Origin of the sequence: Streptomyces mirabilis, from assembly GCF_018310535.1 — a bacterium.
Lineage (GTDB): Bacteria > Actinomycetota > Actinomycetes > Streptomycetales > Streptomycetaceae > Streptomyces.
The window spans coordinates 454,776-477,293 of the sequence record NZ_CP074103.1; the positions used below are offsets into that span (position 1 = coordinate 454,776).

20 protein-coding genes and 1 tRNA gene are annotated in these 22,518 nt (G+C 71.0%); 17 read left to right on the plus strand and 4 right to left on the minus strand.

The features are described 5' to 3' along the window. Positions 1-18: 18 nt before the first annotated feature. From SMIR_RS42830 to SMIR_RS42840, 3 genes are all read right to left on the minus strand, one after another. Positions 19-660: a hypothetical protein gene (locus tag SMIR_RS42830; protein WP_212728851.1), complete on the minus strand. Its 642-nt coding sequence runs from the start codon at positions 658-660 to the stop codon at positions 19-21. 130 nt (positions 661-790) lie between these two features. Beyond that, a complete protein-coding gene (locus tag SMIR_RS42835) occupies positions 791-1,180 on the minus strand; it encodes a DUF6354 family protein (protein ID WP_212728852.1) in 390 nt (129 codons plus the stop codon). Between the two features lie 73 nt (positions 1,181-1,253). Beyond that, complete coding sequence (locus SMIR_RS42840; RefSeq protein WP_234482769.1) at positions 1,254-1,901, minus strand: hypothetical protein; 648 nt, start codon at positions 1,899-1,901, stop codon at positions 1,254-1,256. Between the two features lie 265 nt (positions 1,902-2,166). Here SMIR_RS42840 and tap point away from each other — a divergent pair, with 265 nt between their 5' ends. The 17 genes from tap (at position 2,167) to SMIR_RS42925 (ending at position 22,023) form a co-directional block, all read left to right on the plus strand. Then, on the plus strand, positions 2,167-4,719 hold the full coding sequence (gene tap, locus SMIR_RS42845) for a telomere-associated protein Tap (protein ID WP_249938722.1): 2,553 nt from the start codon (positions 2,167-2,169) through the stop codon (positions 4,717-4,719). Between the two features lie 22 nt (positions 4,720-4,741). Next, the gene (tpg, locus tag SMIR_RS42850; RefSeq protein ID WP_212728853.1) at positions 4,742-5,317 is read left to right on the plus strand and encodes a telomere-protecting terminal protein Tpg; all 576 of its coding nucleotides are present in this window, start codon (positions 4,742-4,744) and stop codon (positions 5,315-5,317) included. A gap of 38 nt (positions 5,318-5,355) precedes the next feature. After that, positions 5,356-7,755 (plus strand): DEAD/DEAH box helicase, encoded by a 2,400-nt coding sequence (locus SMIR_RS42855; protein ID WP_212728854.1) that lies wholly within the window; start codon positions 5,356-5,358, stop codon positions 7,753-7,755. Positions 7,756-8,023: 268 nt separating this feature from the next. Next, entirely contained in the window at positions 8,024-8,674 is a 651-nt protein-coding gene (locus tag SMIR_RS42860; RefSeq protein ID WP_200728074.1) for a DCL family protein, read from the plus strand. A gap of 343 nt (positions 8,675-9,017) precedes the next feature. Beyond that, on the plus strand, positions 9,018-9,299 hold the full coding sequence (locus tag SMIR_RS42865; protein ID WP_060880711.1) for an HU family DNA-binding protein: 282 nt from the start codon (positions 9,018-9,020) through the stop codon (positions 9,297-9,299). A gap of 189 nt (positions 9,300-9,488) precedes the next feature. Then, the gene (locus SMIR_RS42870) at positions 9,489-9,692 is read left to right on the plus strand and encodes a cold-shock protein (protein ID WP_060880712.1); all 204 of its coding nucleotides are present in this window, start codon (positions 9,489-9,491) and stop codon (positions 9,690-9,692) included. 56 nt (positions 9,693-9,748) lie between these two features. Then, a tRNA-Met gene (locus tag SMIR_RS42875) sits at positions 9,749-9,822 on the plus strand. 206 nt (positions 9,823-10,028) lie between these two features. Beyond that, positions 10,029-10,490, plus strand: a complete 462-nt coding sequence (locus tag SMIR_RS42880; RefSeq protein WP_190148879.1) for a hypothetical protein — start codon at positions 10,029-10,031, stop codon at positions 10,488-10,490. A gap of 138 nt (positions 10,491-10,628) precedes the next feature. Next, positions 10,629-12,170: a serine/threonine-protein kinase gene (locus SMIR_RS42885; RefSeq protein WP_249938723.1), complete on the plus strand. Its 1,542-nt coding sequence runs from the start codon at positions 10,629-10,631 to the stop codon at positions 12,168-12,170. A gap of 171 nt (positions 12,171-12,341) precedes the next feature. After that, entirely contained in the window at positions 12,342-12,767 is a 426-nt protein-coding gene (locus tag SMIR_RS42890) for a DUF3592 domain-containing protein (protein WP_190148877.1), read from the plus strand. Positions 12,768-13,042: 275 nt separating this feature from the next. Further along, the gene (locus SMIR_RS42895; protein WP_212728855.1) at positions 13,043-14,608 is read left to right on the plus strand and encodes a GIY-YIG nuclease family protein; all 1,566 of its coding nucleotides are present in this window, start codon (positions 13,043-13,045) and stop codon (positions 14,606-14,608) included. A gap of 376 nt (positions 14,609-14,984) precedes the next feature. Continuing rightward, positions 14,985-16,271, plus strand: coding sequence for a competence protein CoiA family protein (locus SMIR_RS42900; RefSeq protein ID WP_212728950.1), 1,287 nt, complete (start codon positions 14,985-14,987; stop codon positions 16,269-16,271). A 71-nt stretch (positions 16,272-16,342) separates the two neighbouring features. Next, positions 16,343-18,022 (plus strand): DUF4209 domain-containing protein, encoded by a 1,680-nt coding sequence (locus SMIR_RS42905; protein ID WP_212728856.1) that lies wholly within the window; start codon positions 16,343-16,345, stop codon positions 18,020-18,022. A gap of 69 nt (positions 18,023-18,091) precedes the next feature. Beyond that, the gene (locus tag SMIR_RS42910; protein ID WP_212728857.1) at positions 18,092-18,676 is read left to right on the plus strand and encodes a hypothetical protein; all 585 of its coding nucleotides are present in this window, start codon (positions 18,092-18,094) and stop codon (positions 18,674-18,676) included. 317 nt (positions 18,677-18,993) lie between these two features. Then, complete coding sequence (locus tag SMIR_RS42915; RefSeq protein WP_212728858.1) at positions 18,994-21,069, plus strand: hypothetical protein; 2,076 nt, start codon at positions 18,994-18,996, stop codon at positions 21,067-21,069. A 35-nt stretch (positions 21,070-21,104) separates the two neighbouring features. Continuing rightward, positions 21,105-21,584 carry a hypothetical protein gene (locus SMIR_RS42920; RefSeq protein ID WP_212728859.1) on the plus strand — a complete coding sequence of 160 codons (480 nt, stop codon included), beginning with the start codon at positions 21,105-21,107 and terminating at the stop codon, positions 21,582-21,584. Positions 21,585-21,879: 295 nt separating this feature from the next. Further along, a complete protein-coding gene (locus SMIR_RS42925; RefSeq protein WP_249938724.1) occupies positions 21,880-22,023 on the plus strand; it encodes a hypothetical protein in 144 nt (47 codons plus the stop codon). A 60-nt stretch (positions 22,024-22,083) separates the two neighbouring features. Here SMIR_RS42925 and SMIR_RS42930 read toward each other — a convergent pair whose 3' ends face one another. After that, on the minus strand, positions 22,084-22,473 hold the full coding sequence (locus SMIR_RS42930) for a hypothetical protein (protein ID WP_212728861.1): 390 nt from the start codon (positions 22,471-22,473) through the stop codon (positions 22,084-22,086). Positions 22,474-22,518 lie beyond the last annotated feature (45 nt).

Sequence of the window (22,518 nt, forward strand, 5' to 3'; positions counted from 1 at the left end):
TCACCAGGATTCGGACAACTACGAGGCGCTCTCAGTAGGGGCAGTGCCGTACACGTGCCAGTCCCACAGGTCCCGGGCGCTGTTCAGGCTGGGGCACCAGGTGACCTTGCGGCCGTCGCGGCAGATCTCGCCGGCCCCCGGCGCACACCGGCACACCACGCGGAACTGCCCGGCGCGCGAGGACACGACCGCCTGCACGATCCGGCCCCGGTGCGTGCCGTGGGCGACCACCAGCCGGACGGCCGCGGTCAGCTGCTCCGGCGTGACCACCTCCAGCCGGTCGACCGCGTCCATCGTGCGCCAGACCCTGCCGTCGGGCAGCGTGTACGACTTCACCGCCACCCACTGGCCCAGCCGGAACACGGCGCCGACCACTGCGGCACGCTCCTGCTCGGGGTAGGACTGCATCACCAGGTCGCCCCGCCGCACGTGGGGAGCGTCAACCAGGCGCTGCAGCGCGCTCACCGCGGCCTGCGCGCTCACCCGGTTTTCGAGCCGCGCGGACTCCACGGTCCACACACCAGGACCGGGCCCGGGCTCCATCAGCTCCCATTCGCCCGGCCAGCCTTCCACGGCCACGATCTCACCGGACTGCAACACCTCGTCTCCGGACGCGGTGTCCGGGGCCTGGGCGGCCCCGGTCTTCGCCGACAACGCCATCTCTTCTCTGCTTCCTTCCATCAGCGATCACACGAATCGGCCACCAGGCCGTGGGTTAGCGGGGTGCGGGACCGGCGGCCACCCTCGGGCGGCCGCCGCGCGGCTGGACAGGCGGGTGCCGAGGGCCGGGTCAGTCCTGGCCCTTCGCTGCCTCGGCGGTGAGCTCCTTGTGTACGCGCAGCGCCGCGGTCGCGTACTCCACGGGCGACGGACTGCCGCCCTGCACGCCCGTGATCGCCGCCAGGAAACGGGCGTAGACGAGCTGGTCGGCGTCGTCGACGACGTCCTCGATCAGGGTGAAGGCGCTCGTCGCGAAGCGCCTCAGTGCCAGCGGACGCGCCTTGCGGCCGGCCGCGCCCGGCCTGTTGTCGCGCTCGACCACGCAGTCGGCGTGTGTCGCGCCCACGGCGACCACGCGCAGCATCCGCTCGCGATCGACCATGTCGGGGGCCATGTCCTGCCACAGCTGCCCGGCCCGGACGGGGCCGACGGCGGACAAGACGGGCGTGGTGATGCTCATGGTGAACTCCTGGCTGGTGGCGAAGGGGTGATGCCGGGCAGCGGGCATGCGCCCGGCGACGACGAGAAGAGGTTCAGGCCGAGGTGCCCGGGGCGGGCGTCTTCAGAATGCGGAGGTTCTCCGCGTGGATCTCGGCGCACAACCGGCTGATGAGCACCCACAGCGGCATGGACAGACCGTCGAGCTGGTCATGAAGCAGCCGGGCGGCTTCGTGCATGCCGTGCTGTGCGCGGGCGATGTCGATCGTGTCCACGCCGCGCGCCGCCCGCTCCAGCGACCGGCCGGCGCCGAGGACGTGGTCGTGGGCATCGCGGCTGACCGTCTCCAGCCGCAGCGGGTGCCCCGGGGTGAACAGGGACGGCGGGGCCGGGGCCGGGTCGAAGGCGGCCGGGCGGCCCGCGGTGTAGCGGCTCGCCCACAGCTCCACCATGTAAACCACGACGGCCTGCCAAGCGGCCTCGTCGTGCTCGCCGGTGCGCTCCTGGAAGGTCGTGACGGCCCGGCGGGCGAGGATCTCAGCGCGCTCCAGCGCGGCGTTGCGACCGAGGCGGAAGTCCTCCAGAGCCTTGGCGGCCTCGATCACGTTCACGTGGGCCGAGCGGGCGTGATCGTTGAGACCTCGTCGCATCAGGATGTCGCCGGCCTCCACGGTGATCCGCGACCCGGGCGCGGCAGGCTCCCCGGGCTCAGGGGGCAGAACGTGCCGAGAGGGAAAGGCCATGGCTGTCGTACTCCTCAGGTGTCATGCCCGACAGGAACGGGGCTCCCAGCTCGGACGGGGGTGGGCTCGGTGTGTGCCGCCCCTGTGTGGGGGCGCGCCCGCCATCCAGCGGCGGCCCCTCTCAACGAGCAATCAACTTACATCTTGAAACCAGAACAAGCAACAACCATAATGCACATTGAAATGCAAACAGAACTTGAAATCGGCGGTCGGTGCGGGTACGTTGGATTCGCGTTAGATTCTGTTTTTGAGGGTGGAGGTGGAAGTGGACCCGGCAACCGACCCGGTAACGGCGGTGCTCGCACGGATCCCGGTCGACGGCCCGGTGCCGCCGCTGCCGGACCCGGCCGCACGCGTCAGGCTCCGCGAGGAGTTCGGCTGGACCGTGACGCAGATGGGCAAGGCGACCAGCGTGCGCCGCGAGACGGTGTGGACCTGGGAATCGGATCCACCCCGCACGCCGCGTGGGGAGAAGGGGCAGCTCTACGCCCGGCTCCTCGCCTACTTCGCCGACGAGCTCGCTCGCGCCGCAGCAACGAGCGGCGCCACCGCTCCGGTGCCCGTGCCGGTGCCCGTGCCCGATGCCGCGCCTCCGCCGCAGCCGGCGGCCGCCGCGGAAGAGGAGCAGCCCCCCCTGTTCGACTACGACATCGAGGACCCGCCCGAACTCGCCTGGCCGGACACCGACCAGAGCCCCGCCCTCGACAACACGGCGGCGCAGGCCGAGTACCCCGAGTACGACGCGCCCGGCTCCGGGACTTACCTGCCCGAGGACGTCACCCGCCCCTGTGTCCGCTGCGGCAAGCCGACGTCATGCCTCGTCGCAGGCCAGCCCCGCCACATCTACCTCCAGGCCATGGCCGCCATGGGCGTGCCCCGCTGCGGCACGCAGCCCACTGCCCCGGCCGAGCCCGTCCTGCCGACCGCAGCCGAGACGGCCGCCCCCGTGCCCGCTGCCCTCACACCGGCTCCCGCCCCCTCGGCGGACGCCGCACCCCCGGCCGCCGCACCGGCAGTCGCGCTTCCGGCTGTTGCTCCCGCGTCTCCCGTTCGTCCGCCGGCCGTGCCGCGCCGCCCGGGCGCCGCCACCAGTTCGGCCTCCCGCCGCAAGACGGCGAAGAAGCCGGCCGTGAAGGCGGTGGCCCCCGAGCACGCCGACGGTCCGCTGGCCGTCCTCGACATCACCGACGGCGCCCTGACCGCCCACCTTGTCGACGGCCGCACCATGCCGTGCCCGGCCAAGACGCTCCAGGCTCTGGCCGCGTGGGCGCTGGACAAGAAGAAGATCCGCCTGGGGGCAGCCAAGCTCCACGACAACGGGTTCCACCAGGACCCGCTGATCATCCTCACCGAAGGGGCCGTGGCCCACTTCGGCCTGCCCACCAACCTCGCGGACCAGGAGGACCTGCGCCTGCCGGCCGACGACAAGATCGTCAAGAACATCACGAAGGCAGGCTGGGAACTCACCAAGTCCGGCTTCGGCCCCTGGGCCAGGATCTTCAAGCGCCTCGACGGAAAGCGCCACTGCGTCCAGCTCGCCCTCGTGCCCTGGGGCGCGCTGGAGACCCGCGCCTGGGGCAAGGCCGGCGACCTGCCCGCCGGTGAACTCGCCAGGATGCTCGGCACCTACGCCCGCCTGGTCATCACCCCCCGCGGCACCCTCGCGGTCACCGGCGAACAGCTCATGACCTCGCTGCGCCCGCCCACCAAGGCAGAGTGGAGCGAGAAGGAGAACAAGTACGTCTCGGCGAAGGTGCCCCACACCCTTCACACCGTCGTCGACCCCGCCCCGTGCGAGGCCCCCGACGAACACCCCGTCGTCGTCGCTGACTACCCCGAGGAAGGCTCCCGGCCCGCCAGCGAGGCCCTCGACGAGGAAGCCTGCATCTGGGTCCGCCCCGCCGAACTCATCACCGACGACGAACGGGCCCGCACCCACGTCGCCGCCCTCGACGTGCAGGTGGCCTTCCTCGCCGCCTGCCGGCGTCTGCACGTCGGCACCGGCCCGGCCATCCACTACCCCCGCAACCCGTCCTTCGACCCCGAGCTGCCCGGCTCCTGGTTCCTCGACCTCTCCCACATCGAGACCGACCCGCGCCTGCCCAGCCCCTTCACCTCCAGCGGCGAGCGCCCCGAGGGACCCGGCTGGTACGCCACGCCCACCGTCGCCTACGCCGTCGAACTCGGCGCCGACGTCCGCCCGATGGAGGCATGGGTCCGTGAGACCCACAGCCCCTACCTCCAGCCCTGGTACGACACCCTCCGCGACGCCTACCTGACCGTGATGGCCGACCTCGGCGTCACCACGGACCTCGACGACGAAGCCTTTCTCGCGGCGATGGCCCACTACAAGGACGGCGACCCGCTCCTGGTGACGCTGGCGAACGCCATCAAGGCCACCGCCAAGTCCGGGATCGGCAAGCTGCGCCAGCGCCCCAACCTCGGCCTCGACCACGTCTTCGGCGACCCGTGGCCGGCCCTGAGGCGTCTGACGTGGCGGCCCGACATCCGCGCCATGATCCTGTCGAAGGCGCGGACCAACATGCACCGCAAGATGCAGAGCCTCACCATCGCGGGGCGGTACCCGCTCGCCGTCAACAACGACTGCGTCGTCTACGCGATCGACGGCCTGTCGCCGCTGCCGGTCCTGCTCGGCCCCGACGGCGAGCCGATCCGCGGCGGCTTCCGCCTCGGCGTCAACCCGGGCTCCGTCAAGCACCAGGGGAGCCAGACCATCGGCTGGGCGCTGGACCTGCTCGCCGACGGAGTGAACATTGCCAACGAAATCAAGGACGCCTCGCTCGTCCGCGTGGCCTGAACCGTAGGGAAGCTGACTGACCGTGGGACTGATCGAAGACCGCCTGGAAGAGGCCGCCGAGACCGCCTACTCCCAGCCGATCCCCAAGACGCTCGGCGCGCGGATCCGCTTTCTGCTCAAGCAGGAGAAGGGCGTCAGCCGCGCCGAGGCCGCCCGCGCGGTCGCCGAGAAGATCGGCAAATCCCAGCGCACCGTCGAGCGCTACCGCGACGACGAGATCAAGGCCGCGAAGCCCGAGACCGCCGCCCTCATCGAGGCCACGGTCAAGCAGCTCTGGCAGCCGATCGTCAAGGCGAAGAAGCTCCAGGCCGCCGTCACCACCGGCGGCATCAAAGTGGACGTAAGAGGGAAATTCGGGTTCAAGTCCCCCAAGGGCACCACCAACGACCCCCGCTACCGCCGCCTCACCCGCCGCCTGGACGCCGCCACCGCCGCAGCCCTCTTCGAAGCCAAAGAGGCCGGCGCCTCGGAGGAAGACCTCGCCCAGATCGTCGCCGACGGGCTGCGGGACGACTACTTCACCGACGGCGGCTCGCGGGCCACCTCTCTTCAGTCGGTCGCACTGACCGGCATCGACCACATCAAGTTCAGCATCTGACCCGCCGCCCGCACCCGGCTGAAAGGACCGGCCACCCCGTGACCGCGACCACCACCGCCCCACCGCCCAGGATCAGGCTGCGCCCGCACCAGTCCAAGGCCGTCCACGCCGCGCACACCGCGCTGCGCCTGACCGCCCGGATCTCCGTCGTGATGGCCTGCGGCACCGGCAAGACGTACGTCGCCGCGCGCACCGCCGCCCGTGTCGCCCCCCAGGGCACCCGGCTGGTGCTGCTGCCCACTCTGGAGCTCCTCGCCCAGACCATCGACGACTGGCGCACCGCCGGCATGACCGGGCCCGTGCTCGCCCTGTGCTCCAAGCGCCCCAACACCGCGGGCGAGCCCGTCGCGTTCACTACCGACCCGGCCGCCCTGGCCGCCACCGTCCACCAGAACCCCGGCCTGACGGTCTTCGCCACCTACCACTCCCTGCACCGCGTCCAGTACGCCCACACCCACTTCGCTCTCCCCGCCTGGTCGCTGGTGGCAGTCGACGAAGCCCACCGCACCAGTGGTGACCTGGGAAAACGCTGGGCCGCCGTCCACGACGACGAACTGATCCCCGCGCACAAGCGGCTCTATCTCACCGCCACCCCGAGGATCTGGTCGGCCGGCGAGCCCGGTGACGACGAGGACGACTCGCTCGTCGCGTCCATGGACAACCCGGCTCTCTACGGCGACACCTGCTTTCGCCTCCCGCTCGCCGAGGCCATCGACGAAGACCTCCTGGCCGACTACCGGGTCGTCGTCATGGAGGTGAACGAGGCGACCATCCGCACCCGGCTCGGGATCTCCGACATGGCCACCGAAGCCGAACTGCGCCAGGCCGCCCTCCAGATCGCCGTCCTGCGCGCCATGGCCGAGCTCGATCTGCGCCGCGTCGTGAGCTTCCACCACCGTGTGGCCGACGCCCACGCCTTCGCCGACACCCTCCGCGAGACGGCCGCCCTCCTCTACGCGCTGGACGAGACCGGAACCGGCTGCCCCGACCCGGGAGAACTGTGGGCGGCCGGGCTCGACGGCAACCAGGACCCCGCCTACCGACGCGAGCTCCTGGACCGCTTCGACGGCCGCCCGGGCGCATTCCTCGCGCCGGCCCTCCGCACGGTGATCGCGAACGCTCGCCTTCTCGGCGAGGGCGTCAACATCCCCAGCATCGACACCGTGGTCTTCGCCGATCCCAAGGAATCGATCGTCGACACGGTCCAGGCCGTCGGCCGCGCCCTTCGACAAAAGCCTGGCCAGGGCAAGAAGGCCACCTTGATCGTCCCCGTCTACGTCGCCCCCGGCGAGGACGCCGACGACCTCATGGGCTCCAACCTGTACCGCCCGCTCTGGCGGGTCCTCCAGGCGCTGCGTGCACACGACGACCGCATCGCCGACCGTCTCGCCGTCCCCCAACAGCCCTCCTACCCGCAGCCGGAGGACGAGCAGGACGACGCGAGCGTGCCCGTCGACGTCGTCTTCGACCGGCCCTTCCCCGCCGACACCATCGCCCAGGCCTTTCGGCTGCGCGTCCTGCACCCCCGCGAAGCGTCCTTCCGGCGCGGTCTGGAAGCCGCCACCGTCTACCAGCAGGCCCACGGGCACCTCGATGTCCCCCGGCTCTACGACGATGCGGGCGGCTTCGCGCTGGGCCGCTGGATCAACCGGGCACGCAAGGCGTACGCGGCCGGCACCCTCAAGCCCTCCCAGATCAAGTCCCTGGAACACCTCGGCATGATCTGGAACCTCCAGACCCAGGCCGCCGAACGCGGACTCCTCCACGCCCGCAGCTGGGCCGCCCGCCGCGGCCATCTCGCCGTTCCCAGCGACGAGATGATCGGCGACTACGCCTTCGGCCGCTGGCTCACCAACCGCCGAGCCGCCGCCCGCACCCGCGCGGACAACGGACTCGAACCCGACCCCACCGACACCGCACTCGCCGAGATCGACCCGTACTGGAACCCGCCGTGGCCGATCACCTGGCAGCGCCTCTACTACACCGCCCGCACCTACGCCGAAGCCAGCATCACGCTCGACGACCTCCCCGCCGACTTCATCACCGACGACGACGAGCCCCTCGGTGAATGGGTCGCGGCGCAGAGCACCGAATACAGCACACTCCATCCCGAGCAGCTCCGGCTCGTGAGCGAGCTGGGCATCACCCTGATCGAACCCGACGATGAGCCGGCGCAGCCCACCGGCCGAGCCGCCCGCCAGCAGCGGCAGCTGAACCAGGGCCTGGCGGCCGTCGCCGCCTTCCGGGACCGCGAAGGTCACGTCCTCATCCATCAGCGCGACACCGTCACCGTCGACGGCGAGGAGTTCAAGGTCGGCCAGTGGCTCAAGAACCTCCGCCGACGTTGGGACAGCCTGCCGCCCGAACACGTTCAGGCCGTCACCGCCGCGGGCCTCACCCGCCACCCACAGACACCTGAGGCCGCGGTCAGCGGCTGAACGCCGCCGCCCCCGCCGAAGGGCGGGCTTCGCCGGCGGAAGAGGGCCCCCGCAGCACGACAGGGACGTACTCGCACCCTGCGACCTGTGCGGGGCCGCCTACCCGATCACCCGAACGAGTGAATGTGCGGTGATCGGTGGGCAGGCTCTCCCATCCCCTCCACGCTGATCACGGGTGCGCGAAGGCCGCACTACAGCGGAGTTTGGGGATGCTTTCGGCGTAGCGTCGCCGGGTGGTGGCGCATCGAAGAAGGGAAGGGCCAGGTTCATGGCCGAGTTCTGGATCGGGCATCGCAAGTACCGGACCAAGGGGGATGCGCAGGAGGCGGTACAGAAGGTGCTGTACCGGTACTCGGTGGGCAGCATCGTGGATCAGCAGGAGGACCACCTTCTCCTGCTGGACCTTCTGAACATGCACCGGGAGGCTGAGGACAAGATCGGCCCTGGTGTCGAAGCCTTCGCGATCGCCCCTCCGCCGCGCGGTCCGTACCCCTGCTTCGAGGTGGTCCGGGTGGACGGCAGCCGCATCGACTTCTCGTACAAGGACTGTCTGAAGCCGAAGACCTACCGTCAGCAGGTCCTGAACGTGATGCGCGACGAGGTGAAGTCGGCCATCAATACGTATTTCGAGTCCCGCAAGCAGGCCGGCTCCCTCGTCTCGGACCTGTCCGGAGCAACGCTGGAGAGTTCCGACACGGCCGTGAGCTACTTCGGCGGGCCCTCTTTCAACGACATCGCCGGGGAGTTCGCCGACCGTGTCGGCGGGTGGGAGGCGATCGAACTGACGCCCTCCACCGAGCCTGGACTCGGGCGGTTCAAGGACCGCGACCTGGCCGAGCAGTGGTTCAGCTACCACCAGGACCGTGCGGTTCTCGGGCTGTTGTCGACGAAGGAGAACCAGCGCCGCCCTCGCAGGTAACTCGGGTGCCCGAACGCAGCCGCACGTCCGCTCCGACGTGCGGCTGCGGCCGGGAGTCGGTCGGGTGAGGGAGGGGCGGTCTACGGGGACCTGGACGAGCGCGCCGGCGGCGGGTTGGTCGAGCGCGAGCTGTGTCCGTGGTGTGGGGGCCTGCCGGGTCCGGCGTGCTGGGCGAACTCCAACGGCTGCTCCTGCGGCGCGACCGCCTACCGGCCGCCAGCTTCGCCGCAGCGTTCCGCTGCTGGTGCCGGGCACAGCGTTGTCAGACCTCGGTGCAAGGATGGCGAACGAAGCGTCGCGTCCGCGCAGCGGTCGCGACAACCCGAACGTCACGGAGTACCGCATGAACCGCAGTGAGCTGATCGCAGCCCTCGCCGAGCGCGCCGAGGTGACCCGCAAGGACGCCGACGCTGTTCTGGCCGCCCTCGCAGAGACCGTCGGCGACGTCGTCGCCAAGGGCGATGAGAAGGTCACCATCCCCGGCTTCCTGACTTTCGAGCGCACCCACCGCGCTGCCCGTACGGCCCGCAATCCCCAGACGGGCGAGCCGCTCGAGATCGCAGCCGGATACAGCGTGAAGGTCTCGGCAGGCTCCAAGCTCAAGGAAGCCGCGAAGGGCAAGTAGCCCCCCGCGCCGTGGGCACTCCAGGACCGCGCACTGACTCACGGACGCACTGCGTCACGCGATCACTGCGCGGAGCCCGGATAGTTGTGGCGCCGACGGGGTAGAACGGACGCCGGGTGCCCTCCGTCTACGGAGGGCTCCGACTCCAGACCAGCCGGGGTTCCTCGGCAAGATCGAAGGACACGCAGTATGGCCAGCGGCACCGTGAAGTGGTTCAACTCGGAGAAGGGCTTCGGTTTCATCGCCCAGGAGGGCGGCGGCCCGGACGTCTTCGCCCATTACTCCAACATCGCCGGCAGCGGCTACCGCGAGCTGGCGGAGGGCGACGCGGTCACGTTCGACGTGACCCAGGGGCAGAAGGGCCCCCAGGCCGAGAACATCGTCCGGAGCTGACGGCCGTACGGCACCGCCCCGCCCGCGAAGATCACTGTGTAGAGTGGCCTTACCGACGCGGGGTGGAGCAGCTCGGTAGCTCGCTGGGCTCATAACCCAGAGGTCGCAGGTTCAAATCCTGTCCCCGCTACTGACCGAAGGGCCCGGCATGCAGCCGGGCCCTTCGTCGTATGCGAACACCACGTGGAGCACTAGCGGCTGTCCCTGGCCCTGACCGGAACAGGCCGGTATGGGCATTGCCCGCTGCCTCTCGGGCCGTGTCCTTCCGCGCGGCGCGATGATCTACGGTCTCCTACGGCACCGAAATGATCAGTTCAGCAACGGGGAAGTACGCACATGCGCAAGACAACAACGCTCACCACCACCCTGCTCGCAGCGGCCGTGCTGCTGACCGGGTGCGGCAGCGAGAAGAAGGACACCGGCCCGGCCAAGGCGGGCGAGGCCTCGCCGAGCGTCTCGGCGAGCGGCGGCGCGAAGGGCTCGTCGTCGGGGAAGAAGGGCGTTGCCCATCAGGTGGTCTTCGAGGTGGGGGGCACGGGCACGGGCAAGGTCATGTGGATCGGGAACACCAACCACTTCGAGCAGGTGACGTTGCCCTGGACGAAGACGGAGTCCATCCAACTGGAGGGGGCCGAGCTGAAGGTCGGCGTCACGGTGTCGGTGGTACCCGCCTCGGTCGAGGGCCCGGACAGAATGCTCAAGCCCGCCCCGTGCACGATCAAGGTCGACGGCAAGCAGGTCGCTGACAACCAGGGCGGCAAGTCGGCCGAGCCCTGTAAGTACGAGCTCAAGGACTGACAGCCGGCACCCTCACACACGCCTCGCCGCCCTCCGGCAAGTCGTGTGCGTATGCTCCGCCGCACCGCCGGGCGCGCCCCGCGACCGGCGGTGCGCTGGGCCGGCCGGCCCAGCGCAGGAGCATGCAGGGCTGGAGGAATGATGCGAGGCACGACGGTCGCCGGCCGGTACAGGCTGAAGGAGGCCATCGGCAGCGGAGGCATGGGCACGGTCTGGCGAGCCGAGGACATCCACCACCTTCACGACGTCGCCCTCAAGATCATCCCGGTGGGGGAGGGGGACCCAGTAGGTGAGGCGGCCTTTCGCCGGGAGGCACACGTGGCCGCGCGCCTGTCCCACCCGCACGTCGTCGCCGTCCACGACCACGGCGCCGCCGACCTCGACGGCCGCCGCATCTTCTTTCTGGCCATGGACCTTGTCGACGGCCGCCCGCTGAACACACTGACCGGCAGTCCACTCTCCCTGACTGATGCCCTGACCTGGGCGATCCAGATCAGCCAGGCCCTGGAGGCCGCCCATCAGTCCGGCATCGTCCACCGCGACCTCAAGCCGTCCAACATCCTCATCGACCGGTCGGACACCGCGTACCTGTGCGACTTCGGCATCGCGCGCCTGGCCGAAGCCACCCATCACACCCTGACCGTGACCGGCGTCGCCATCGGAACCCCCGCCTACATGTCGCCCGAGCAGGCCCGCGGAGACACCACCCTGGGCGCGCCCAGTGACCTCTACTCGCTCGGCTGCCTCCTCCACGAACTTCTCGCCGGCAGCGTCCCCTTCACCGGCACGGGATGGCAGGTCCTCAACCAGCACCTGAACGACGCGCCGGCCCCGCTGTCCGCCCTGCGCCCCGGCGTCCCCCGCGAGCTCGAGCAACTGGTCCTGGAGCTCCTCGACAAGAACCCCGACCGCCGGCCGACCGCGGCCGACACCCGCGCACGCCTCACCCAGCTGCACACCGCACTGGCCGCCTTCGCCGACGCACCCACCGCAGTCCCGAACCCGCAGCCGCCCACGCGGGTCGCCACCACCATCGACCGGGCCGCCGAAGGCCGCGAACCCGGCACCCGGCTCCCCGCCGTGGTCGCGGGCGCCGTCACCGCCGCCGCCATCGCCGGCGAACTCTCACTCACCACCACACTGCCGACCGCCTGGACGGCCGGCCTCGGCACTCTCGCTGGGCTGCTCCTCGCCGCCCTCTACCTTCTCGACCCGCCCCAGTCGCCGCACCCCGAGCAGCTGAGGATCACCACGGCCTGCCTGCTGACCACCCTGCTCCTGACCGGCGGCATGGCGCTCGCCGTCCTGGTCAACGCCCCCGGCCTGTGGGCGAACGCCCTGGCCATCGCAGTCCTCGGTGGCCCCGCCCTGCTCGCCTTCGCCAGCGGCGTGCGCCGCCTGGTCGAGCACAGCCTTCACCGGAGTGCCTGGCACGCCGATCTCGCCACGACCGCCGGCATCCTCCACACCGCCGTCGTCCTGCTCACCGGCCACCACGCCGGCCTCCCGGGGCTCACCCTCACCGCTGTCGGCGTCGGGCTGTGGCCGGCCACGGCGCTGCTCACGGCGCTGCTCACCCCGGGCCGCTCCGCCTCCGGCGTTGCTCGGCCGACTCCCACCGGCCAGGTCACGCACCGACACCGCCCCGGACCGCTCCCCGCCCAGCCCCGGATGCCCTAGCGCCCGACGAGGCGGCCAGACTGTGCCGCCATCGGCGTGCACCTCCCAGCGCCCCCCTACCGCCCGAATACGGCGCCACGACCGTCGATACGTACGGGTCCGCAGGTCACCGGGGCGAACGGCACTCGTGCCTCGGGCAACCGATGCCGCCACGCACGCGTCGGACACGACATGAACCGCGAATGGCTCTTCACGCTCATACCGCTGGTGATCGGCGTGAGCTTTCTCTGTGCCGGCGTGTACGGACTCCGCCGCGCCAGCGCGCTTCGCCGCACGGGCATCACCGCCGTAGGGCGAGTCGTCCGCCACGACACCAGGCGAGACGACGACGGAGCCAAGTACCACCACCCGGTCGTAGCCTGGACGACCCGGGACGGCAGCGAGTGCACGTACTCCTCCACGTTCGGCCGAGGCAAGGTCCTCAACGGCTACGGCGTCGGCAACTCGGTCTTCGTCCTCTACGACGAGAACGATCCCCGCCGCTTCGAGATCCGCGGCTGGGACTCGACTTCGTTGTACATGGTGTTCACCGTGGTAGGCACGGTGCTCACAACAGGCACATTGACGGTTCTCCTCGTCCTGCTGAGCACTCTTTGACCGCCGTGAGATGTTGCGCACCCAGTGGTTCAGGCGGGCGGGCCCACTGTCGTGCCGGACCTTTCCCCTGTCTGATGACCGCGCCGAACGCACCGCCCACCGGCGGCCCTCAACAGGTCCCCGGCACCCCGGACCGTCACCGTGCTGCTCGGCCGCGAACTGAATGAAGCCGCCGGGCCACCCAGCGGAAGACGGACACCGCAACCCACCAGCGGCAAGGCGACGATCAGAGTCGATGTCAGTGGCCACCCCTATGCTGCGCCGAACAGCGAGGCATGACCCCGCTCACCCTGGAGAGCGGGGAGTTGGACTTGGCAGGCAGCGGCCGACCGCGGAAGGATCCGCGACAGGCGGAAGAGATCATGCGCGCGGCCGGCCTGGAGCCGCTGGAGCCCTACCGCGGCAGCTCCGCCCCGTGGCGGTGCCGCCATACGGCGTGCGGGCGGGAGGTCACCCCCCGCCTGAGCAACATCACCAAGGGACAGCGCGGCTGCGTCTACTGCTCCGGACACGCCCGGATCGAACCCGAGGCCGCAGCCGCGGTGATGCGGGCGGCCGGGCTGGAGCCGCTCGAGCCGTACCCCGGCGGCAGCGACCGGAAGTGGCGGTGCCGTCACCGCGCATGCGGACGCGAGGTCACACCCACCTATGTCCGGATCAACTCCGGTGCCGGGCCCTGCCGGTGGTGCGCACCGAACGCGCCGGTCGACCCCGACGTTGCGGCGGCCGACATGCGGGCCGCGGGCCTGGACCCCCTCGGCCCGTACCCGGGAGTGGACACGCCCTGGCCGGTCCGATGTCGGGCGTGCGGAGCGCCAGGGGCCCCCACGCTGGGCTCCATCCGTCAGGGGCAGGGCGGCTGCTACCCCTGCGGCCGGCGCAAGGCCAACGAGTCGATGCGCCACGACGCCGAGACCGCGGCCGCGGTGATGCGGGCGGCGGGCCTGGAGCCGCTGGAGCCGTACCCCGGCACGGAGTTCGCGTGGAAGAGCCGCTGCATCACGTGCGGGTCCATCGTCTCCCCGCGCCTGGGTTCCCTGACCGGCCGGAGCCGGCGTCCTGGCTGCAAGCGGTGCGCCGACCGGGCCAACGGTGCAGCACAGCGCCACGACGAGGACCTGGCCGTCGCCGAGATGCGCGAGCACGGATTCGAACCCCAGGAGCCGTACCGCGGGGTCAAGTACCCCTGGCGGTGCCTGTGCCACGGCTGCGGCACCATCACCTCACCGACCTTCGGATCCATCCTCGCCGGCCAGAGCGGATGCCGGCGCTGCGCCGACCTCCGCTCCGCCGCCGCACGACGGGAAGACCCCGAGCGCGCCGCCGCCTCCATGCGCGAGGCCGGTCTCGAGCCCCTGGAGCCCTACACCACGTCCATGACGCCCTGGCGCTGCCGCTGCACCACCTGCGGCCGCACCTCGACTCCCACCCTGTCCAAGATCCGCAGCGGCCGCGGATGCAAGTACTGCGCCCGCTTCGGCTTCGACCGTGCCGCGCCCGCCCGCGTCTACGTCGTCACCCACGTACAGCACGGCGCCGTCAAGATCGGCGTCGCCGGCGCTCGTCAGCGAAACGACCGCATCGGCCAGCACCGCCGCCTCGGTTGGACCCTGTACTACGAGCACCACGTGCCCACCGGCGACGACGCCCTGTCCGTCGAACAGACGATCCTGCGGCGCCTGCGCGCCGCCGGGCACGGCGTCTTCCTCACCGCCGCCCAGTTGCCCAACGGCTGGACCGAGACGTTCGACGCCGCCCGCGTCACCGCCGCCGAGCTTCGGGACGCGATCCGAGAACACCAGACCGCACCAACCCCTCCTCAGCCGTTGACCCTGTTCTAGCCGCACACCTGGGCCGGGGGAGCGAGCCGACCTCGGCGGCGGCGATGGGGGAGTGGTGAGGGAATGGGCTACGCCGCGCCCTGGACGGCAAAAACTGCCACGGCGGCCTGCTCGGCGCCTCCAGCGCCTTGGTGAACGTCAAGGCGACGACGGCCGCCTCGTCGGTCAGCCGGCCGGGTGCCCCCACGCCGGCCGCGGCCACGGCGCGGGCAGCACGCCGGCCGGTCGCAGCATGACGTCTCTCGTCGGCGAAGCTCCCGTCAGGCGGGCCACGGGGGCAAGCCGTTTCCCGTCGTGCTGGTCGTTCAGGCACCGGGCGCCCGTGTGGCGGGAGAAGGTCTGGCCGGGCACCCGTAGCGCCCGTCATGATCACGGCATGGGTGCAAGCGCGTGGGACACCGAGACCAAGCGGCCGATCTATGTCGATCTGGGCGTGGAGGGGCTACCGATCGGCCTGGCGGGCGGCCGGTACCTGTGCAGAGCCTGCGCGGATCCACTGATCCTCAGGGGCGCCCGGCCCGAAGCGAAGGTCACGCCGCACTTCTCCCACCAGGAAGGAGGTCCGTGCCGACTGGCAGAACGGGAAGCGCAGATCGACGCGGACGACCAGGTCGTCATCCAGCTGAGCCACCAGATTCGCGCCCTGCCCGGCATCACCGGCTGCACCCTCGCCTCCCCCGGAGACGACCCTCACGACCCGATCGGACTCCCGCCGGTCGTCATCGCACAGTGCGGCGACACCGCCGTTGTCATCGAACGCCCCGGCACGCTGCCCAGCCCTCAGGCAGTCCGCCGACGCATCCTCGCGGTACGCGAGCACCACGCCGGAGCCGCACACGTCTGGTTCCTGCGCCGCGACCCTGGCCAATTCGGCCAACTCCCCAGCCACAAGGTCCGCCTGAGCGGACGGGACGTCGAGCACCAGCGTGTCGCCCCCACCGAGCAGCAGCTGGCCATCCTCGACGCCGGCGGCCATGTGTACTGGCTCGACGGGAAGCTCGTGCTGGTGCCCTACGGCTACCACGCCTTCCGGCACCCCGCCCGCCCCGAACAGGACTGGACGGCCTGGCCGAAATGGCCGCGCCACAAGGACCCCCGGGACGACTGGCGGATCAGCAAGCCCCGTCCGGCCCCCACCGCGGACTGCTGGGGCCTGGTCCCGATCGCCCTGTCCTCGCTGACCCGCACCCGGGCGGTCTTCCACCCCGCCGACGCGCACAAGGTCATGGACGAGCTGTATGCCGCCCAGGAGGGCCGGCACCGCTGGCGCGACCGGCGAGCCCGCGAGGTGTACGCCGAGCGGCACGCTCCGCCCACTCCTCAGCCCGCCGCGCCGATCCCGACGGCCGAAGCCCCCGCCACCGAGGCTGAGACAGATCAGCACACCGCCCCACAACTTCCGCAGCCGGCCGACCAGCACGATGCCGAGGCACCCCCGCGCGGGAACGTGACCCCGTCCGTCGCCTCGTCCGCGAACCTCGCGCCGGCCTTCCCACCTCCACCTGTGGCCCCGCCCACGATTCCCCCGCCCCCACAGCTGCCCCCCGCGCCCCCCGCGCCCCCCGCGCCCCCCGCGCCCCCCGCGCCCCCCGCGCCCCGCGCGCCCCGGCAACGCCGATGGGTAGACACCCTCCGCATGCTGCGCCGACGGCGTGAGCGTTGACGAACTCCGGAAAAGCAGTGGGCCCGGTCCGAAGTCGTACCGATACTGGCGACGGAGGAAGTGAGGCGCCCATGCCGCAAGTAGAACCGTGTGTGCTCGACGTGCTCACGGAAGCGGCGGCGAACGCCGCTTCCTGCGAGGACATCGCCGCCGTCCTCGCGGCCGCGGACACCGGCACGAACGCGGCCGCCGAGCAGCAGCGCGATGCGCTACTCGCCGCGCTGCGTCTCCGACCCGCCGGGACTGGCAGGGCGCAGACGTTCACCGGGATCGTCCTCGGCCGGCCGTCTGCGAGCCTGTCCGACGTCGCCGCCGACCAGATGGAGACCTGGAGCGCGTACGCCGAGGCCGTGACCAACTCCTTTGTCCGGGGACGCCTCCATCACCTTCTGCTCGTCGCAGGACACGGTCGCAAGGTCGACCGCATCCGGGGCGCGGCCGCCGGGTACCTGGACGCGGTGCCGCTTTTGCTCGCCGCCCGCAAGCGCTTCCCCGGCCTGGTGGGTGCGACCGAGTGTCTGCGCTGGGCCGGAGACCTCGCCCGGACCTATAACCAGACCGACCTGTGCAAGCGCGTCACCGACGACACGGTCGCCCTGGCCGAGCGAGTCCTTGCCGCTCCCGAGGACGAGACGGCGATCATGGCCGATCTCCTGGAGGGGCTGCGTGTCCAGCGCTACGACATCACCGACTTCGCAGAACGCGCCGCCCGTCGGTACGCCGGCGATGTGCACGCCCGCGTCGGATTCCTCAAGCTGATACGGGCAGAAGCGTCCGAGTTCCGCCGAGTCGGCATCGACACCGAGATCGTCAGCGCCCTCCTCGACGCCGCCGATGCCGACACGGGGTTCCGTCGCCACAACCTGCTGACCCAGGCCGCGACCATCGCGCGGGATCGAGGTCTGCCCGAGCTGAGGGTGCGTGCCGAGATGGCCCTGCAACAGACCGATCCGGACTCCCTGGGATGGACTCGAATCCGTCGCCCGCTCATCCCCCCGCCGGGACTTTTCGCCGGGGCCCGGGCGCACGTCGACGCCGCCCCAAGCCTGCGAGACGCACTGTGGCGAACCGCGCAAGACGCCCATCCGGCGATGCGCGAGCACCCCGACGACGTGGGCCTCCTGGACGGTCTGCTCCGGATCCCGCGCACGCGCATCAACACCGCCGGACCCGTCCAGGTCGCTCCGCCCGTCGCCGCCGCCGACGACCACCTCGTCGGACTGCAGGTCCTCGCGATGGACTTCCTCGGGCACCTCGCCGCCCATCAGCTCGACCACATCCACGAGCGCTTCGATCCGGACGAGGCCGAGCTGATCGGCGCCCTCGCCCATGACGCCGTCTTGCCAAAGGCGCGCGCCCGAACGCTGGCCTACGCCTTCCGGTACTTCTGGCTGGGGGAGTTCGACGCAGCGGTATGCATCGCCCTGCCTCAGGTGGAGCAGATCCTCAGACAGCTCCTGCGCTGGCAAGTCTCGATCTTGTCCGTGGCCAAGGGCGAGTCCCCCGGGACCGTCGACCAGCTGGGAGGACTCCTCCGCAGCATGCCGGCCGCCGGGTATCCCGCGGACTGGAGCCGCGCCCTGGAGCTGCTCCTGGTCGACCCCGACCGCGGGATGAACCTGCGCAACGACGTTTGCCACGGCCTGATCGACACCCCGCCCAAGCACCGCGTCGCGCTCATCCTCCAGGCGGCGCTGTACCTGCTCAGCTACGCCCACGGGCATCGAACCCTCGCCCCGCCCGCTCCCTGAGCGTCCGGCAAGTCTGAACCCGACGGGGGACGTCACCGCCTTCCGCGGTGAGGCGGATAGCGTGCGGGCATGACGATGAGGGGGAAGCGGCGGGTCCTGTACCGGCAGGGCACTGGGTTCTGGCGGATGACGGCGAAGTGGGTTGTGGTCTTCGGGGCCCTGTACCTGATGGACGGGGGCCTGGTCCGATCGTGGGGCGACGCTCTGGTCTGGCCGATGATCGGGATCCTGCTGTGGGTGCCGTTCGGGATCGGCGTCGTCTGGTATCCGAAGAAGGACCAGCGGATCACGCTGACGACGCGCGAACTGCGTGTGCGGCGCAAGCGGCTGGCGATGGAGCAGGTGAACCTGCTGCACGTGGCGCGACTGTGGCTCGAAGGGCGGTCGACTGCCGACGACCAGCCGGTGCTGGAGTGGATACGGTTCGACTGGGTGGTGTGGGTTCCGCTCCAAGACGGCCGGGCGTTCGGCGTGGAGTTTCGCGACCCCGCCGCCTTCGCCAAGGTTTTCGGCGCCTTCGCGGTCGAGGCGTGCGGCGGGCCGGAGGTCGTCCGTGCTCGAGCTGCAGCAGCCACCTACCCGGAGCCGCGCGCGATGCGGCCCCGCTCCGCCGACGACGGCTCCTGGCTGGACGTCCTCGACATCTTCAGCTGAGAGCCGGAGCTGCGCGGCATGGGCAGCGGTCCGTGAGAGGCGCGGAGAACTACACAGGGTCGGCGTTCTGGCCGACCCTGCCCGGGCTCTTCCGCGGTCAGGAGCGAGAGGCGACAACCCCCTGGACGGCGTACGCAATCGTCGGTGAGACGAAAGCAAGCCGGCAGCCTGCGATGGGACTCGCTCAACGCCCAGTGCGACGCACCCTTCGCCCAGCGTCCGAACGAGCTTGGAAACTCGTTTGCTCCGACTGTCACACCGCGCGTCGTCCGCACACCTGTAGCAGGTGACAGCGGACCTCACAGCGGGAGTTGCACGTGCCTGACACCCTCACCCCGTACACGCCCCGACAGCAGTGGGGCCTTCGCACGACCGACGCGGTCCTTGACCCGGTCGCCCTGCGCCAGATGGCCACGGGTGAGTCCGAGGAGACCGCCCGAGCCGAGCTCACGGACGCCCAGCACCTCATCTCGGCGCCCACCCCCGGACAGGCCCGAGGCGAGGCACGGGTCTTCCAGGCACTCATCACCGCCTACGGCCGCCACCGCCCCATACTCACCGGCGGCCCGTTCGGCATCCGCAGTCTCACCCCCCGCACCGACGAACTGGTGGTGAGGATCGCGCCCTCCCAGGTAGATCGGTGGATCGACGCCCTCGCCTACCGGCAGGGCGGGACCGGCGTCGCAGGACTGCGCTGGGCCGGCCGGCGAGACGGGATCATCCTGACCTTGCCCGGAACGAAGATGCTCCTCGCCGAAATCAGCGAGAGCGACTGGCGTGCTGCCCTCGGACGCCGGACCGCCGACCAGAGCAGCCTCATGCCGCACTGGATCCCCCAGCTCCCCGGCGAGGCCGAGCACACCGCCACCGAGGACGCCGAACTCGCCGGCGCCTGCGACCACCTCTGCGCCACCTTGCGCCGGATCCGGCTTGTCGACGCCCTCACCCGCGGGAGCGGTCACGTCCACCTGTTCACCACCCGCCACCACGGCGACCTCCACCTGATCGAGGCGTGCGAGGCCACCCCCACCGTCCTGCCGTTGTGGACCTCTCGGTCCCTGCCCCTGGCGCTGTGGCCCGCCGGCCCGATCCCCGCCCCGGGCCCGATGGACCCGCGCACTGCTGTGCTCGACCTCCTCACCGAGATCGAACCCGCCCACGCCCCCTCCAGCGCCGCCGACCACCGCGCCGCCCGCGCCCTGTGCCACCTCACCGGCCTGAGCACCGCCCCCGTCCTTGTCCAGGCCGCCGAGCACGTTCTCGACGTCGCCACCCACGTCCTCGCCGACCCCGCCCACGCCAGCGTCTACGCCTCCGGTGGCTGGGCAGGCAGCTGCCGCACGTATCCCCAAGGCACCGTCCACGGCACCGACCCCTGCCTCCCGCCCGGCGCCGAGAAAGTCACCGACCTCCCCGAGGACGCACTCCAGCGCCTCGGCAGGCACTTCTCCAGCCGATCCTCCGACACCTCGCGCGCCGACCTCGTCAACGCCGGCCAGGAAGAACTCGTCCACCTGCTCGACTGGGCGCTCGCCGCCGCGACCCGCCCCACCAGTCGTCTGGACTGGAACCCCAATGAGGCCGACGGCACGCTTCAGCACAGGCAGCAGCTGCCCGACCGCGACGGCACCCTGACCCTGACCGCCAGCACCACCGGCGTCTACCGCGTCAGCCTGGAAGCACTCGGCCTGAGCGACCTCGCCGACGAGGACGACACCATGGAATGGGAACGCGAGGCCGCCCCCTCGCAGAGCGCCGCCGTCCTGCTGGCCGAACACACCGCGATCGAGGCGGCGGTCTGCCTGCCCTTCCAGCGCGAGCACCGCAAGCAGCGCCTCCTGCTGCCCAGTACGGTGTCGGCCGCGGTCGAGCCCACGATCCGGTCCGTCATCGCCGGAGCCGATCACGTCCTGGGGTTCTTCACCCTCGCCAGCGTCCTCGGCCGCCTCCACGACCGCGTCGGCCTCACCCAGGGAGCAACCGACGGCCACTGGCGCACCGATCCTCACTCCGACACCCCGCGCGACTACCCGGCCACCCTCACCGCTCTCATCAGCGACTGGTTCGAGCTCCCCTCACCCCACCACGGCGAAGCCGCCAACACCGCCGCGGTCGACAGCCCCACCTACCTCCGCCACCTCGCCGCCCACCGCGCAGCGCTCGACCCGTTCGTCACCCGCTACCTCGCCGCAGCCGACAGCCTCACCGGCGCGCGCACTGTCGAAGAGCGCCACGTAGCCGGCTTCGCAGCCCTGCGCACCACCGACCTTTCCGCCCTGGCCTGCACGGAGGTCCGCCCCGTCCGCGAAGGACTCCTCCGCCTGATCAAGACGATGCCCCAGGACCCCGCCCACCTGACCGCCTGGTACGAACGCCACCTCGACCAGGTCTGATCCCCGTCGACCCTTGCAAGAAGGAGAGCCCCACGATGAGTGAGCAACTGCCCGACCTGGCCATGTTCATAGGCCCCCTGGGGCGCGGGAAGACGCCGCTGCCGGCTGACGCCGATGCTGGCCAGCTCGCGGCCGTGCTGAGGCGCGCCCTGCACACCGTCGAATGCCGCGAACTCGGGCCAGCCGCCGCCGAGCAGACGTTCGGACCGTTCGCAGACACCACGGAAGGCCGGATGACCGTGTTCATGGACGAGGACCAGCTTCGGGCCGACCATCGCGGCCACGAAGAGCTCCACCAACTGGCGCGAGCGGTCCGTGATCGAGGGCCGGCCGTGGACGTCGTCTTGGCGCCACTCAAGCCGTCCGTGCTGCTCCTGGACGAGATGACCCACGTCGTCGGCAAGAGCGCCGGGTCGGCCTCGGGCACCGGCAGGGCCGGGACAGGCCGGTTGTACGAGCTGCGGCCGGTCTTGCCGTACTCGGGCGCTGTCCGCGTGGCGGCGGGCGAGCGGTGAGAGCAGCGGGCCCCGGCGCGGCGGATCCGGAAGGCCGAGACAGCGAACGTGTGCCCGCGGCGCCGCTGAAGGGCGGAGTGCCGCCTTGCAGCCGATCAGCAGCGAAGAGAGCCTGACCTGCAGGCACGGCCCAGGGAAATCCTCTCGGACCGTAGATTCGAATCTGGGTACGCTTTCGCAGCCGGCCCATGTGCCGGCCTTGGAGCGGGTAGGGCCCGCGACGCATCAGGGGGAGCAGATGACCACCACGAAGACATCAGGCACGGCAGCACCCGCGCCCGCTCACACTTCGGGCATGCCCGTCGCCTTGTTCAGCGACGAGGCATCCGCCGTGATGACGCCCGTGCCCGGCTCGGGCCAGCGCCTGCCGCGGCCGTTGGACACCCTGAAATGGCAGGCGCCCCCTGCACTGGAAGGCATCGACGACGACTCGCAGTGACCACAACGCGAGGGTGGCCCGGTGCCGTGGATCTCCACGACACCGAGCCACGAAGGCCGGTCACTCGGCCCGGGTGCTCCAGCCGAAGAAGAGCCAGCTCGGCTCGGGTCCGGCGGCATCGAGCAGCAGCGCTCCGGCGCCGCCCAGCCGGACGCACGGGGCGTCATCCTCGATCAGGCGGTCGGCCAGCCACTCGGCATCGTCTTCGTTCAGGGGTTCTCCGTCGGAGGGCGACGATGGGTCGTGGGAGGCGTTGAAGTAGCCCGCCGCGACGGCGTGCAGCGCGGCGCGTTCGCGTACGACGGTGACGCGGTCCACCTTCGTCAGGTCCGCGCGGGGCGAGAACAGGTCGACCGGGAGTTCTCGGTCTGCGGCGGCGTAGAGGGCGAAGGCGTTCTCGGGCGTGGCGCCGCTCGCGATGAAGCGGAACAGCATGGGGAACGGGTGCATGGCACTCCTTGGGTGGGGCCCGGCCGCCGGGAGGGTTGTCCCGCG

Excerpts from the sequence above, each read along its gene's own strand:
- SMIR_RS42830 (WP_212728851.1), bottom strand. The coding sequence starts at position 660 with ATGGCGTTGTCGGCGAAGACCGGGGCCGCCCAGGCCCCGGACACCGCG.
- SMIR_RS42835 (WP_212728852.1), bottom strand. The coding sequence starts at position 1,180 with ATGAGCATCACCACGCCCGTCTTGTCCGCCGTCGGCCCCGTCCGGGCC.
- SMIR_RS42840 (WP_234482769.1), bottom strand. The coding sequence starts at position 1,901 with ATGGCCTTTCCCTCTCGGCACGTTCTGCCCCCTGAGCCCGGGGAGCCT.
- SMIR_RS42860 (WP_200728074.1), top strand. The coding sequence starts at position 8,024 with ATGGCCGAGTTCTGGATCGGGCATCGCAAGTACCGGACCAAGGGGGAT.
- SMIR_RS42865 (WP_060880711.1), top strand. The coding sequence starts at position 9,018 with ATGAACCGCAGTGAGCTGATCGCAGCCCTCGCCGAGCGCGCCGAGGTG.
- SMIR_RS42870 (WP_060880712.1), top strand. The coding sequence starts at position 9,489 with ATGGCCAGCGGCACCGTGAAGTGGTTCAACTCGGAGAAGGGCTTCGGT.
- SMIR_RS42880 (WP_190148879.1), top strand. The coding sequence starts at position 10,029 with ATGCGCAAGACAACAACGCTCACCACCACCCTGCTCGCAGCGGCCGTG.
- SMIR_RS42885 (WP_249938723.1), top strand. The coding sequence starts at position 10,629 with ATGATGCGAGGCACGACGGTCGCCGGCCGGTACAGGCTGAAGGAGGCC.
- SMIR_RS42890 (WP_190148877.1), top strand. The coding sequence starts at position 12,342 with ATGAACCGCGAATGGCTCTTCACGCTCATACCGCTGGTGATCGGCGTG.
- SMIR_RS42895 (WP_212728855.1), top strand. The coding sequence starts at position 13,043 with ATGACCCCGCTCACCCTGGAGAGCGGGGAGTTGGACTTGGCAGGCAGC.
- SMIR_RS42900 (WP_212728950.1), top strand. The coding sequence starts at position 14,985 with ATGGGTGCAAGCGCGTGGGACACCGAGACCAAGCGGCCGATCTATGTC.
- SMIR_RS42905 (WP_212728856.1), top strand. The coding sequence starts at position 16,343 with ATGCCGCAAGTAGAACCGTGTGTGCTCGACGTGCTCACGGAAGCGGCG.
- SMIR_RS42910 (WP_212728857.1), top strand. The coding sequence starts at position 18,092 with ATGACGATGAGGGGGAAGCGGCGGGTCCTGTACCGGCAGGGCACTGGG.
- SMIR_RS42920 (WP_212728859.1), top strand. The coding sequence starts at position 21,105 with ATGAGTGAGCAACTGCCCGACCTGGCCATGTTCATAGGCCCCCTGGGG.
- SMIR_RS42925 (WP_249938724.1), top strand. The coding sequence starts at position 21,880 with ATGCCCGTCGCCTTGTTCAGCGACGAGGCATCCGCCGTGATGACGCCC.
- SMIR_RS42930 (WP_212728861.1), bottom strand. The coding sequence starts at position 22,473 with ATGCACCCGTTCCCCATGCTGTTCCGCTTCATCGCGAGCGGCGCCACG.